Origin of the sequence: Leptothermofonsia sp. ETS-13 (genome assembly GCF_049200465.1) — a bacterium.
Lineage (GTDB): Bacteria > Cyanobacteriota > Cyanobacteriia > Leptolyngbyales > Leptolyngbyaceae > Leptothermofonsia.
The window spans coordinates 1,171,461-1,186,571 of the sequence record NZ_CP120836.1 but is presented as its reverse complement, the minus strand read 5'-3'; the positions used below and the strand labels follow the sequence as shown (position 1 = coordinate 1,186,571).

Sequence of the window (15,111 nt, the reverse complement as noted above, 5' to 3'; positions counted from 1 at the left end):
GCAATTAAATTAAGGATAATTTCGGGGTGGAGGGGGTGAAACCCCCTGCCCATCCCCATCACAACTGAGCAGTTATTTCTGTCATCCTACATTAGTGTGATAGTACCTTGGAAGCGGGCAGCGGGAATCGAACCCGCATCAATAGCTTGGAAGGCTATGGTTTTACCACTAAACTATGCCCGCAAAAACTTTTATTTGCGAAAAATGTATACCTGAAAGCTATTTACGAAAAATGCATACCTGAAAGCGCTGTTCGAGCAAACAGGCATAGACCAGGATAGCACGTTTTGAGTGAGAAATGGAAAAGAACTTACGGGACACAAAGAGTTGGTGACGTAAAGTTTATCGCTTGAAATGGTAACTTATAGGGAACTAAAGCGTTGTCCATGCTACGACAGCCAACGTTGGGGAATCTGATGTTAGCTTGCGATCGCAAACGAGGTGCCACAGCTACAGCTCTGTTCCGAATTTGGGTTGCGGAAACGAAAGCCTCCGCCCATCAAATCTTCCGAATAGTCCAGAGATAGCCCATCAAGGTAGGCAAGACTTTCGGCATTGATGACGACTCGAATCCCATTACAATCATAGACCTGATCGCCCGGTCTCACTGCTTCGTCAAAACCCATAACATAGGACAGCCCTAAACAACCTTTGGGCTGGACTCCCAGACGAAGAAGGAGGTCGGCTTTGTTGCGTTTTGTCCGTAAACGCAGAATCTCATTGGCTGCAGTACTGCTGAGATGAATCATTTCAAAGCTTCAATCTTCAACTTCTATCCTACCGCAGGAAGGAATGGCTCTCCTGGGAGTTTGGTGATAAGTTCGCTTATCACCAAAACAAAATCAATATTCCAGGGACTTTGTTTGAGATGAAAGAGTAGCATAAGCTACTCTTTCACCGGCAAGCCAGAAGAACCGAAGGAATCAGGAAGTTAGGATGTGGTCAGTATCAGGTGTCAGAGCTAGAAGGGACTGGGCACTGGGGGCTAAGTAAAGTTGTTAGTCGTTGGCTGTCAGTGAGGTAAGGGGTAAGGAGCGGATGGGTAGATGGGTGCTCTTCCACTCCCCAACTTATCCACCCTATTACCCCTTACTGAGCACGAGCATAATCATCCTGATAGCGGACGATGTCATCTTCTCCCAGGTATTCCCCGTTTTGAACTTCGATGAGGACAAGGGGAATAACTCCTGGATTCTCCAACCGATGAGTTGTGCACTGGGGGACATAGGTTGACTGATTGCTGGTGAGGATGCGTTCATCACTACCGCAGGTCACTTTTGCTGTGCCCGAAACCACAATCCAATGCTCACTCCGATGGTGATGCATTTGCAGGCTAAGGCGATGACCTGGCTTTACCTCTATTCTCTTAATTTTGTAGCCTCGACCTTCTTCTAAAACTGTGAAAGAACCCCAGGGACGCAGTTCGGTTGCAGCGACGAGCCGCTGGTTAGCTGAGACCGATACAGCAAGGGCAGGAGTTTGGGTGGTTTCTTGAGGTTGAGCCAAGGGTCTATCTCCTTACTAAGCGAGTTCGTTCACTGAGTGAGTTTGTTGCAACCTCTTATAGCTCTACGCGGGTGCATTAGGACATTGGAATTAGAGAGGGAGTGGGGGTTGCGCTCCCAGCGAGGGGTTCCACCCCCGCACCCCGTCCTAATCATAATGACTACCGCTATATCATCCAAAAAGATTGCCGAAGTCAAGATAGCAAATTTGTAACCGCATATTCAGGCTTAGCCCTCCCTCTAGAACCAGATCTATACCAAGACTTTACAAACCGTGAGCCCGGTTTAAGGCAGGTTCATTTTAGTGAGGTCAGATGGTAAGGGCAAGGGGGCAGGGGAGTGGAGGTGTGAGTGAGTGGGGTTAGACGAGTTTTTGAGTTTTCATCTCCCCCCTTACTCTTCACTTCTCATCAACTGACGTGTGGGTTGCACAAAAATGCCAATACCATTGTGGACACGAGCCACGGTTCGAGGGGGGCGATCGAGGATTTGGCCGCCCAGATAGAGGGTTGTGGAGCTGCCACCATCCAGATTCAGGGCGTTGATGGCTCCAAGCTGCTGCATAATTTGGGCGATATCCGTTAAGGTCGCTCCGACTCCACGGATGTCAGTGTGGACGGCAGCAATGAGCAGGTGACCATTTGCAGCTTGCCCGATCGCGCTTCGGCTTGCTTTTTCAGTTGCAAATGCCCGACTGAATTTTTCGGCTGGGGCATCCAGAACAATCTGGCGGTTTTGTAAAAGGAGCGGTCCGGCAGCCACGATTTGGGGGTAGGAGCTGAAATCAGGTGGGTTGGTGACGCTTTCGAGCCTCAAGGAAGACCCAACCGCGAGACTGGTGGCTGCCGTGCGGTTAGAACGCAGCACCAGGAGGTAGCCATTGGCTGGAATTGGAATTGGCTGGCTGCCAGCGGTAGGAATCGTTTGTTGGTTGATAATCCGATTGTTTTGAACGAGGACAAGAATTTCGTTATCCGAAAGGGGGGTATAGGTCGGTCCCCAATCGGAGGTGTAGCGGGCGATACCAGCCTGAATATAGCCGCTGTTGAGATGAGTCAGCGGGAGGCGTTGACCCGTTGAAGTAATCAGGGTTTCTTGTAGGGCGAGACGGTCGATTTTGAATGCTCCTGAAGAATTCCAGGCGATCGCTCCCCGGTTGAGAATGGGGCCGGAGAGCCAGCGCCCATCCAGCCGAATCGCTCCCAGTGGAAGTTGGTTGTTACGGTTGAAGAAGCCACCGTTAATGGCAGCCGCGGCCTGTGCCAGCCGAACAGTCTGAGGCAGGGAAGCGATGCCCGTCATAGTACCAGGATTTGGCAGGATGGGTTTGAGTCTGATACCCGGTTGGAGAGGATTCACAGCCAGCCACACCACTGGAAAGCGATTGCCACCCAGATCCAGAATTTGGGAACGCCAGCGCAGACCGGGTGCCCAGACAATGTTGCGCTCTACCAGCGAATCGGGGCGGACATCTACGATTAAGCGATTGGGGTTGGGCAAACTCCAGACGCGGGGGCGGAGGCTGAGGGGAATGCTCAGTCGGAGTTGGGTTTGATTGGGAGCTGGCTGGGATAGGAGAAAAGCAAGCTGGCTCCCCGGACTGCGAGTGATGGGGGTGGTGGTGGGATTGGTTTGGGGACTGAGCAGGGATGGATCGAGTTGGGCGTTGAGGGTGAGCACAAATTCCTGGTTTTGCTGGTCAACCTGCCAGGTTGCAGGCTGGTCGAGTTCAATCACGATGCGATCGCCCCAGGATTGTTTTCCCAACCGGACAGATTGCACCCTAGCAATGGCTGAGGCAATTTGCAGCGTTGTACCGTTAACCTGCATCTGCCAGCCCATCTGGCGAGCAAAGTCGGTAATATCCAGATAGCGAATGGAGCCTATCAGGCGGGTTGGCAACAGGAGTGGGTTAATTCTGGGATCGGAGAACCATTGCACGGGTTGATGGCTGGCATCCTCAGTATTCAAAAGTTCTACCCCCAACGCCTGCATCAATCCAGCATCACTGATGCCTGTGCGAGTGGAACCGGCTATTTGCCATTGACTCCAGACTGCCGGGAGGGTGCGGCCATTGAAGAGAATCTGAGTTCCTTCAGATGCAGCGGATGGGGAAGCCTGGCTCAGGACGAGTGGCCTGGAAAGGGCGATCGCTGGTTTCATCGTGCCTGCTTCGGGTGCGACCCAATGAACTGTAACCGCTGCCAATGGCATGCTGATGGCTAGTAGATCAAAACAAAAGTTTTGAAGGGGGTGGAGGAGGTGGCCCTCCCTTCTGGGGGCGAAGCCCCTAAGCTTCCATGTTGCAAAATTTAGTGTTTGCAACACTAGCCTGACAAGTTTTGTCTGAGAGTACTGCAAACCCTTCTCTTTCAACCATCCCCGCATACCGGTTCGAATCACGACCATATTCTTACTGCCACTCAAAGTTTGTTCAGCGGATCTGTCAATGCCGATCTGGCCTTCCATAATTTGCCAGAAATTGGTGTGGAAGGTTGATCGGAAATCAGTAACGCTAGGATAGAAGAGGTGCTTAGTTGGCAACCAGATAGGTGGGCGGGCAGGCCATCCCTTTTGCGATCAATGATTACCACGAAAACTGCGATAGTGGTAAAACCCAAGAAACGGGGATTGTCAGGAGAAGGCTTTTTTTAATAAGATTTGATTCACCCGTTGCAGTGCCTCGGTAGTCAATTGGTAATGGCAGATCCAGTTGCTACGGCTGTATCAGGTTAGACAGATTTCTTACTAAGATTGTCTGCTTTTCAGGAATTTATCCTAATTATTCAGCCTCCAATGGGGCTGAATAATAATCTGGACATGAATCAACAATGCTTAATTAAGAATGCTTAATTAAGACCTGACCTTAAATAGATAGATCAACAAGTTTCTCTCATGGGTAGGACAACTGTGAATCAAGATGGACATCAGAATCCAGAATCGGATGCGGGGTATGGGGGGCAGCGCTGGCTGGTGGAAGAGCGAGATGCCTGCGGCGTTGGCTTTATTGCTGATCAGAAGAGCCGGGCGAGCCATGTGCTGATTGAACAGGCGCTATCTGCCCTTGCCTGTATGGAACACCGGGGGGGATGTAGTGCCGACTACGACTCTGGTGATGGTGCTGGTTTGATGACGGCTATTCCGTGGGAGCTGTTTAAACCCTGGCTGGCGGCTAAAGGAATTGATGCTCTACCGGGCGATCGCATCGGGGTTGGCATGATTTTTCTGCCCAACCAGCCAGAAGCCGCCGCGATCGCCCGTCGGATTATTGAGCAGACGGTTCACGAAGAAGGGATGACTGTCCTGGGCTGGCGGGAGGTTCCTGTCAGGCCAGAAATGCTGGGAATTCAGGCACGGGAAAACCAGCCCCAGATCGAGCAAATTTTAGTCGAGTCTAAACATGCGACGGGTGATGAGCTAGAGCGCTTACTGTATCTGGTGCGTAAGCGAGTTTTGCGGGCGGCTGCTAGCGAAGTTCGGGGTTCTGCCCTGGAAGATGCCTTCCGGGATTTCTACATGTGTTCCTTCTCCTGCCGCACGATTGTCTACAAGGGCATGGTGCGATCGGCAATTCTGAGTGAGTTCTATGTGGATTTGAAGCAACCAGAGTACACCAGTGCTTTTGCCATTTACCATCGCCGCTTCAGCACAAATACAATGCCAAGATGGCCTCTGGCGCAACCCATGCGACTAGTGGGGCACAATGGCGAAATTAACACTCTGCTGGGCAATATTAATTGGATGGTGGCCCGCGAGGCCGAACTGGCCCATCCCTACTGGGGCGATCGCTTGCAGGATCTCAAACCTACTGTCAACGCTGAAAATAGCGACTCCGCCAATCTGGATAATGTGATGGAGTTGCTGGTGCGCTCTGGACGCAGCCCCCAGGAAGCACTGATGATCATGGTGCCGGAGGCGTATCAGAACCAGCCGGATCTACTCAGCTATCCAGAAATTATCGATTTCTATGAATACTACAGCGGCATCCAGGAACCCTGGGATGGTCCGGCACTATTGGTCTTTAGTGATGGCAAAACAATTGGCGCCACTCTGGACCGCAATGGGCTGCGTCCTGCCCGCTACAGCATCACCCGCGATGGCTATGTGGTGGTGGCCTCCGAGGCGGGGGTAGTGGATTTACCCGAAGCCGAAATTGTAGAAAAGGGGCGGTTGGGTCCTGGTCAGATGATTATCGTCAACCTGGAGAAGCACGAGATTCTCAAAAACTGGGAGATTAAGCAACGAGTGGCCAGCGCCCAACCCTACAGTGAGTGGCTACGGCAAAACCGGGTGACGATTACCCCCCAACCCTTTGCAGATGAGGCTCCCCGGATGGATGCTCATGAGGTGTTGCGGTACCAGACCGCCTTTGGCTATACCGCCGAAGATGTGGAGATGATCATCGAGGAGATGGCGGCTCAGGGCAAGGAGCCAACCTTCTGCATGGGGGATGACATTCCCCTGGCGGTGCTGTCTGAGAAGCCCCACCTGCTGTATGACTACTTCAAGCAGCGGTTTGCCCAGGTGACGAACCCGGCCATTGATCCCCTGCGAGAAAGGCTGGTAATGTCGCTGACGATGCAGTTGGGCGATCGCGGCAATCTGCTGGAGGAAAAGCCCGAATTTGCCCGCCTGCTGAAGCTGGAATCTCCCGTTCTGGGAGATATTGAGTTAGAGCAAATCCGCCAGTCTGGGTTTGAAACGGCGGATCTGTCTACCTTATTTGAAGTAGCTACAGGCCCTGAAGGGTTACAGCGAGCCGTGACCCATCTGTGCCAGCAGGCTGCCGAAGCGGTGCAGTCGGGCCAGAAGATTCTGATTTTGAGCGATCGCATCAACCATAAGGGCGAGTTGGGTGGACTCCAGGCAGAGTGTAGCTACATCCCACCCCTGTTAGCCGTTGGAGCTGTGCATCACCACCTGATTCGTCAGGGTTTGCGGATGAAGGCTTCCTTGATTGTGGATACAGCCCAGTGCTGGAGTACCCATCACTTTGCCTGCCTGATTGGTTATGGAGCCAGTGCTGTGTGCCCTTACCTGGCTCTGGAAACCGTGCGCCAGTGGTGGGCAGACTCCAAGACGCAGAACATGATGGCGCGGGGCAAGCTCAAATCCATTCCATTAGCGGCGGCCCAGGCCAACTACCGCAAGGCGATCGAAGATGGGTTACTCAAAATCCTTTCCAAGATGGGGATCTCGTTGCTGTCCAGCTATCACGGGGCTCAAATTTTTGAAGCAATCGGCATTGGTCCTGATCTGCTGCACCTGGGCTTTGCGGGTACCACCTCCCGTGTCGGTGGCATCAGCATTGCTGACCTGGCTCAGGAAGTGATGTCTTTCCACTGCCGTGCTTTCCCTGAACTGACGATCAAAAAGCTGGAGAACTTTGGGTACGTTAACTACCGTCCGGGTGGGGAATACCATATGAACAGCCCGGAAATGGCGAAGTACCTCCATAAGGCAGTCGAGAACCAGAGCTATGACCACTACGCACTCTACATGAAGTATCTGGAGGAGCGTCCTCTGACCGCCCTGCGTGACTTGCTGGACTTTAAGAGCGATCGCCCCGCCATTCCGATAGAAGAGGTGGAGCCAGCCTCCGAGATTGTGAAGCGGTTCTGCACTGGAGGAATGTCGCTGGGTGCCCTGTCGCGGGAGGCGCACGAAACCCTGGCGATCGCAATGAACCGAATTGGTGGCAAATCTAATTCGGGGGAAGGGGGAGAAGACCCCATCCGTTTCCGAGTGCTGGACGATGTGGATGAAAATGGTCTCTCCTCCGTGCTGCCTCACCTGAAGGGATTGCGAAATGGTGATACGGCCAGTTCGGCGATTAAGCAGGTGGCATCCGGTCGGTTTGGGGTCACGCCCGAATATCTGATGAGCGCCAGGCAGGTGGAAATTAAGATCGCCCAGGGGGCCAAACCAGGAGAGGGAGGGCAACTGCCCGGCACCAAGGTCAGTCCTTACATTGCCATGCTGCGGCGTTCCAAACCGGGCGTAACGCTAATTTCTCCCCCTCCCCACCACGATATTTATTCCATCGAAGACCTGGCCCAACTAATCTTTGATCTGCATCAGATCAACCCAACCGCTCAGGTATCTGTGAAACTGGTGGCTGAAATTGGGATTGGCACCATTGCGGCTGGGGTTGCCAAAGCCAATGCAGACATCATCCAGATCTCCGGGCATGATGGCGGCACCGGGGCCTCCCCCCTCAGTTCCATCAAGCATGCTGGAAGCCCCTGGGAACTGGGTCTGACTGAGGTTCACCGCGTCCTGCTGGAAAACCAACTGCGCGATCGCGTCATTTTGCGAGTTGACGGCGGCATCAAAACTGGCTGGGACGTGGTGATGGCTGCCCTGATGGGCGGGGAAGAATTCGGGTTTGGCTCCATCGCCATGATTGCCGAGGGCTGCATTATGGCCCGCATCTGTCACACTAATAATTGCCCGGTGGGGGTTGCCAGCCAGAAAGAGGAGCTACGCAAGCGATTTACGGGCATCCCTGAACATGTAGTCAACTTCTTCCTCTTTATTGCGGAAGAAGCGCGATCGCTGATGGCACGGTTGGGCTACCGTTCATTGAATGAACTGGTTGGACGGGCTGATCTGTTGAAGCTGCGCGAAGGTGTGAAGCCGACCAAAACTCAGGCGCTCAACTTAAATTGCCTGACTCATCTGCCTAATACCCGTGAAGACCGCTCCTGGTTGAATCACGAAGAGGTTCATAGTAACGGCCCGGTACTGGATGATAAAATCCTCAGTGATCCGGACATTCAGGCCGCCATTCAAAATCAAACCAATATCAGCAAAACCTACACCATTGTCAACACAGACCGGACAGTGGGGGCTCGACTGGTAGGGGCGATCGCCAAACGATATGGCAATAATGGCTTTGGCGGTCAAATTACCCTTCATTTCAAAGGGACAGCCGGTCAGAGCTTTGGCGCATTCAATATCCCCAATGTGATTCTGAAACTAGAAGGCGAGGCCAACGATTACGTGGGCAAGGGCATGCATGGAGGTGAAATCATCATCACCCCACCCCAGGAGGCCACTTACGATCCAGCTAGAAACGTGATTATTGGCAATACCTGCCTCTACGGGGCAACGGGCGGCTTTTTGTATGCCAATGGTCAGGCTGGAGAACGGTTTGCCGTCCGCAACTCCCAGGCTCAAGCCGTAGTGGAAGGAGCCGGGGATCACTGCTGCGAGTACATGACCGGTGGGGTCATCGTTGTTCTGGGCAATACTGGACGCAACGTAGGTGCTGGGATGACGGGTGGATTGGCCTACTTCCTAGATGAAGATGGCAGCTTTCCAGCCAAAGTCAACCCGGAAATTGTCAAAACTCAGCGGGTAATTACATCTGCGGGTGAGCGCCAGTTGAAGGAGCTCATTGAAGCCCACGGCGATCGCACCGGCAGTCCCAAAGCTAAAGCGATCCTGGCGAACTGGTCGGAATACCTGCCCAGGTTTTGGCAGGTAGTGCCCCCGTCAGAGAAAGATTCTCCTGAAGCCAACCCGGATGCAGTTGAAGAGAAGGTGCTGAGTTCGGTGCAGTAAGAGTAGTGTAAGGGGGATTGGGGGATGGAGTAGAGAACCTTACCCTATCACGCTATTCCTCTATCACTCATCACTATCACACTTTTCCCCTCGCTCTGTTGTCTAATTGAGAGGCAGTTTTAGGTTAAAACCTCCGAGGTTTGCGTAAGCCTTGAGGCGTCTGAATAATATAGCTATAACCACCAGGCTTAGGACAGGGTGGGGTTCCACCCTGCTGGGGACGAGGCCCCACCCCCCCTTTGAAGCCAATGTCCTAAGCAACCTGGCGATAGCTATAAAAGTATCTTTTTGGAAAGATAAGCTTGAGTAAATACTCGAAAGTTTGCTAACTTTTGCAAAGAGATCTTCAGATATTTTTATCAAATTGTGTCGGATGGCGGCTGAAATGCCCATCTGGTGCTGCTTTTTTGATACAAACATTCATGGGCTGGTAACTGTCAGTTTATTTATAGATGTACTGATTTGTCACTGGTCATTTGTCATTCGTTATTTGCCTTAACTCATTCGCAGCTGAACCAATGACCCGTGACTGATGAGTCGTGACCTGTGACAGCCCCAATCGCCGATTCACCGAGAAGGAGCCATTACCGCATGTTCACACACGTTAAGCCCACGGTCAGACACATCGCCCCAGACGATTTGCGTGGGCGTTTTCTGATCAAGGTGGTCTACGTTGTGCTGGAGCCTCAGTATCAAAGTTCTCTTTCAGCAGCGGTTCGCTCCATCAACCAGAACCACCCCCATCTGGCTGTTGAAATCAGTGGATATTTGATTGAGGAACTCCGCGATCGCCAGAACTACGAAGACTTCAAACGGGATGTTTCTGAGGCAAACATCTTTATCGCATCGCTCATTTTCCTGGAAGACCTGGCTGATAAGCTGGTTGCGGCTGTGGAACCGTACCGCGATCGCCTTGATGTGGCCGTAGTTTTCCCGTCCATGCCCCAGGTGATGCGCCTGAACAAAATGGGCAGTTTTTCTCTGGCTCAAATCGGGCAATCCAAAAGCGTGATTTCCCAGTTCATGAAGAAGCGCAAGGAGAATTCCGGGGCAGGCTTCCAGGATGCCATGCTGAAGTTGCTGCGGACATTGCCCCAGGTGCTGAAGTACCTGCCGATGGACAAAGCGCAGGACGCTCGTAATTTCATGCTTAGCTTCCAGTACTGGCTAGGGGGAAACCAGGAAAACCTGGAGAACTTTTTGCTGATGCTGGCCGATAAATACGTCGTAGGGGTGAACAGTAGTTCCCCTCTGCAATACCGTGAACCCCAGACCTACCCTGATCTAGGAATCTGGCACCCTCTAGCTCCCTGTATGTATGAGGATGTCAAAGAATATTTCAACTGGTTCAACTCTCGCACTGATATTTCCCAGGACATGAAGGATCCGCTGGCTCCTACTGTTGGCCTGGTCTTGCAGCGGACACATCTGGTCACGGGCGATGATGCTCACTATGTAGCGATGGTATCCGAACTGGAAGCCATGGGAGCGCGGGTGATTCCTGTTTTTGCAGGTGGTTTAGACTTCTCTAAACCGGTAGATGCATTCTTCTACGATCCGCTTTCCAAAGGCGAGAAACCCATTGTTGATGTGGTTGTCTCCCTGACCGGATTTGCCCTGGTGGGTGGCCCAGCCCGCCAGGATCATCCAAAGGCGATCGAAGCGCTCAAACGGTTAAATCGCCCTTATATGGTGGCGCTACCACTCGTATTCCAGACCACCGAAGAATGGCAAAATAGCGAACTGGGGCTTCATCCAATTCAGGTGGCGCTGCAAGTTGCCTTGCCAGAACTTGATGGTGGTATTGAACCGATTATTTTGTCGGGTCGGGATGGGGCGACAGGTAAAGCGATCGCCCTGCAAGACCGGGTTGAAGTGATCGCCCAGCGGGCTATGAAATGGGCCAACCTGCGCCGCAAGCCCAAGCTGTATAAGCGCGTTGCCATTACCGTTTTTAGCTTTCCCCCAGACAAGGGCAACGTTGGAACGGCGGCCTACCTGGATGTATTTGGTTCCATTTACAAGGTGATGGAATCCCTGAAGTTGAACGGTTACGATGTGCAGGGACTTCCAGAATCTCCCGAACAGTTGATGCTGGAAGTACTACATGATGCACGGGCCCAGTACAACAGCCCCGAACTCAATATCGCTTACCGCATGTCTGTTCAGGAGTATGAGCAACTAACGCCCTACTACGAGCGGTTGATTCCCTCCTGGGGTGAACCACCTGGGCACCTGAATACGGACGGGCAAAACCTGCTGATCTATGGAAAATCCTTCGGCAATATTTTCATTGGAGTACAGCCTACCTTTGGCTACGAAGGTGATCCGATGCGCCTGCTGTTTTCCCGCTCTGCCAGTCCCCACCACGGTTTTGCGGCGTACTACACCTACCTGGAAAAAGTCTGGAAAGCCGATGCGGTGCTCCATTTTGGCACCCACGGTTCACTAGAGTTTATGCCGGGCAAGCAAATTGGCATGTCCGATGAGTGCTTCCCGGATAGTCTGATTGGCACCATCCCCAATCTCTACTATTACGCTGCCAATAATCCCAGTGAGGCAACAATCGCCAAGCGCCGCTCCTATGCCGAAACCATCAGCTACCTCACGCCGCCTGCTGAAAATGCCGGACTTTACAAAGGCTTGAAGGAACTAAGCGACCTGATCGCCTCTTACCAGACCCTGAAAGACACCGGACGGGGTGAGTCTATTACCAACACCATCATGGACAAGTGCCGAATGGTGAACCTGGATAAGGACATCGACCTGCCGGAGAAAGACGCGAAGGATATGACCTCGGAGGAGCGAGACACGATCGTCGGCAAGGTCTATATCAAGCTGATGGAGATTGAGTCGCGTTTGCTGCCCTGCGGGTTGCATGTGATTGGAAAGCCACCCAGCGCTGAGGAGGCGATCGCTACGCTAGTCAACATCGCCGGGCTGGATCGGGAAGAGGAAGGCATCCTCAGCCTGCAACGGATTATCGCCAACAGCATTGGGCGGAACATTGATGAGGTGTATGAAAGGAGTGATCGCGGCATCCTTAACGATGTTCAACTCCTGAACGACATTAATCAGGCCGTCCGTGCCGCTGTTGCCGCCATGGTTCACGCCCAGGTAGACGAAGAAGGCCGCGTCTCCAAAATGTCCATGCTGACTAATCTCTTCAGTCTGGGTGGCAAGAAGGAACCCTGGGTCGAATCCCTCTACAATGCAGGCTATCCGAACGTCGATACCGAAGCTCTGAAGCCCCTTTTTGAGTATCTACAATTCTGCCTCAAGCAGGTCGTTGCCGATAACGAATTGGGTGCCCTGCTCCTGGCACTGGATGGGCAGTATATTCTTCCTGGTCCTGGGGGAGACCCCATCCGCAACCCGGACGTGCTACCCACAGGTAAAAATATCCATGCCCTTGATCCCCAGGCAATTCCCACAACAGCGGCGGTGAAGTCAGCCAAAGTAGTGGTCGATCGCCTCCTGGCTCGTCAAGCTGCCGAAAACGGTGGGAAATACCCCGAAACCATTGCCTCCGTCCTTTGGGGTACCGACAACATCAAAACCTACGGCGAATCCCTAGCTCAAATTCTCTGGATGGTGGGTGTTCGCCCCCTGCCCGACTCCCTGGGACGCGTCAACAAGCTAGAGTTGATTCCCCTGGAAGAACTGGGCCGTCCCCGGATTGATGTGGTCGTCAACTGCTCCGGCGTTTTCCGCGATCTGTTCATCAACCAGATGAGCCTGCTTGATCGCGCCATTAAAATGGCCGCCGAAGCGAACGAACCCCTGGAAATGAACTTCGTCCGCAAACATGCGCTGCAACAGGCCAAAGACCTGGGCATCGAACTGCGTCAGGCTGCCACTCGTGTCTTTTCCAACGCCTCCGGTTCCTACTCCAGCAACATTAATCTGGCTGTGGAAAACGGCACCTGGGAGCAGGAGTCAGAGCTTCAGGACATGTACCTGGCACGGAAGTCCTTCGCTTTCTCGTCTGATAATCCCGGTACGATGGAACAGAGCCGCGAACTGTTTGAGTCAGCTCTAAAGACGGCAGAAGTTACCTTCCAGAATCTCGACTCTTCGGAAATTTCACTCACTGATGTTTCTCACTACTACGACTCTGACCCGACGAAGATTGTCGCTCGCCTTCGGGATGACGGCAAAATGCCTGCTTCCTATATGGCAGACACCACCACCGCCAACGCTCAAATTCGCACCCTATCAGAAACCGTGCGTCTGGATGCCCGCACCAAGCTGCTCAATCCCAAGTGGTACGAGGGTATGTTGAGCCACGGCTATGAAGGAGTCCGCGAATTGTCGAAGCGGCTGGTTAATACGATGGGCTGGTCAGCAACCGCCGGGGCCGTTGACAACTGGGTTTACGAAGATACGAACACCACCTTCTTCAAAGACCCAGAAATGTGCAAGCGGTTGATTGATATGAACCCCAACTCCTTCCGCAAGATGGTGACAACCCTGCTAGAGGCGAACGGTCGCGGTTATTGGGAAACCAGCGAAGAAAACCTGGAACGCCTGCGCCAGCTATATCAAGAAGTGGAAGACCGAATTGAAGGGGTTGATTAACCTGTTTTGAAACCTGCTTTGATCGGTTGGACAAAGTGTTTACCGGGATTCTCCATTAAGATGGAGGGGCCAGGAGCGAGAAGCTAGAATACAAGAGCGAGAAGCCAGAATAAATCTTACTTCTGGCTTCTCGCTCCTGGCTTTTCAAATCCTTATTAGATGATACGATTAGACGACATGTGCTTTTATAGCTGTCGCCAGGTTGCATAACCTGCATTATTCATGAGCAGTGGCAAGAGGGGGCAGATTCAGCCAGCTAAGGAGTGCCATCAAGAATGTGAGCGCACTTAACAAAACACCTTAACTATGCTCGCAAACGGCAGAAATAGCTCTTAAAAAAAACCTTAACAGACACACTAATCTATCCAGGTTCAAAAACAGTCCAACGCCAGAATGTCCTAAGTCTGGTGACAGCTATACAGAATAATGAGTGGAGAAGTTACCCATCGACCCATCCACTCATCATGCTTTAACTGAATTTAACTTCTGCATTTAACTTCTGCGAGTTTGCCTTAGCCTTGATTGGGTACTCTCACTTTGCGAGCCATATCCAGGTAAGAGGCCATATTGGCACCGGGGCGACGGCGGCCATTGCTACTATTGGTCAAAAGGTAATCGGTTGCGAAGGTAGTGACGGTGGGTTGGGGCAAGTTCAAACCCTTGGCAACGGCAACAGGCTCTGATGCCTTCATAGGCTCAGCAGGCTTAGTTGCTCCAGATTCAGCTTTTGCCGCAGCCAGTTGAGCTGCCCGCTTTGAGGGCTTTTTCTCGCTCTTCCCGGCAGTGGCAGAATCTGCAACGGATTCAGCCGGTTTGCTGGTGGCAGAAGAACTGCCACTACCCTTTGCATCATCAAGCTCTAAATAAAACCCATTGGAGCTTTTATTCGGCTTAGAGCTAGATTGCTCACCAGCGGCTTTCAAACTGGTGTCCTTTTTCTTTAAACCGAACAGTCCACCCAAAAAACCAAAAATTCCAGAAAACAAACCCTTGATGAAATTAATCAAACCGCTCATTACAACTGCTCCTGAAGTTCGTACCGATGTGCTGGCGCAAAGTTGGGGAAAAGATAATGCTAAAGATACTTAAAGGCTCTACGCTGACTCAGGTAGGCCACCAAGTTAAGATCGCTGTGTACGCTTCGCGCGATCACAGATCACGCTCCGGCAAATGGAACCCAAACATTTATCGTCACCGATTATGAGATTCTGTCGGGGATCATTGCAAGATTTATCCATACTTCTTCGCAAAAGTTAATCCTTGCAAAAAAGCGTTTATACCTATGATTCTAGGGGTGATTGACTCCTTGAGGCACAACCAAAGTTATTTTTATTGACTATTGACTGGTCCGTCCATCCTGGCTTCTCCCTTCTGCCCTTCCTCTTTCCTTTAATAAAAGATTCTCCCAGCTTGCCGATAAAAGAGTCGCTTACGCGATTCTTTTATCTCAAACAAA

At 52.1% G+C, this 15,111-nt stretch carries 6 protein-coding genes and 1 tRNA gene; 2 read left to right on the top strand and 5 right to left on the bottom strand.

Features of this window, described 5'->3' with window-relative positions; genetic code table 11:
• Positions 1–112: 112 nt before the first annotated feature.
• The 4 genes from P4D80_RS05360 to P4D80_RS05345 form a co-directional block, all read right to left on the bottom strand.
• Positions 113–183 (bottom strand) — tRNA-Gly (locus P4D80_RS05360).
• 236 nt (positions 184–419) lie between these two features.
• Positions 420–749 carry a HesB/IscA family protein gene (locus tag P4D80_RS05355; RefSeq protein ID WP_421657891.1) on the bottom strand — a complete coding sequence of 110 codons (330 nt, stop codon included), beginning with the start codon at positions 747–749 and terminating at the stop codon, positions 420–422.
• A gap of 340 nt (positions 750–1,089) precedes the next feature.
• Positions 1,090–1,506, bottom strand: a complete 417-nt coding sequence (locus tag P4D80_RS05350) for a phosphomannose isomerase type II C-terminal cupin domain (protein ID WP_421657890.1) — start codon at positions 1,504–1,506, stop codon at positions 1,090–1,092.
• A 392-nt stretch (positions 1,507–1,898) separates the two neighbouring features.
• Positions 1,899–3,719, bottom strand: a complete 1,821-nt coding sequence (locus tag P4D80_RS05345; protein WP_421657889.1) for a phosphodiester glycosidase family protein — start codon at positions 3,717–3,719, stop codon at positions 1,899–1,901.
• A 681-nt stretch (positions 3,720–4,400) separates the two neighbouring features.
• On the opposite strand from P4D80_RS05345, the gene P4D80_RS05340 reads away from it, so the two are divergent.
• Positions 4,401–9,074 (top strand): glutamate synthase-related protein, encoded by a 4,674-nt coding sequence (locus tag P4D80_RS05340; protein ID WP_421657888.1) that lies wholly within the window; start codon positions 4,401–4,403, stop codon positions 9,072–9,074.
• 591 nt (positions 9,075–9,665) lie between these two features.
• Complete coding sequence (locus tag P4D80_RS05335) at positions 9,666–13,655, top strand: magnesium chelatase subunit H (protein WP_421657886.1); 3,990 nt, start codon at positions 9,666–9,668, stop codon at positions 13,653–13,655.
• Between the two features lie 512 nt (positions 13,656–14,167).
• Here the strand turns inward: P4D80_RS05335 and P4D80_RS05330 are convergent.
• Entirely contained in the window at positions 14,168–14,671 is a 504-nt protein-coding gene (locus tag P4D80_RS05330) for a hypothetical protein (protein WP_421657885.1), read from the bottom strand.
• Positions 14,672–15,111: the final 440 nt, after the last annotated feature.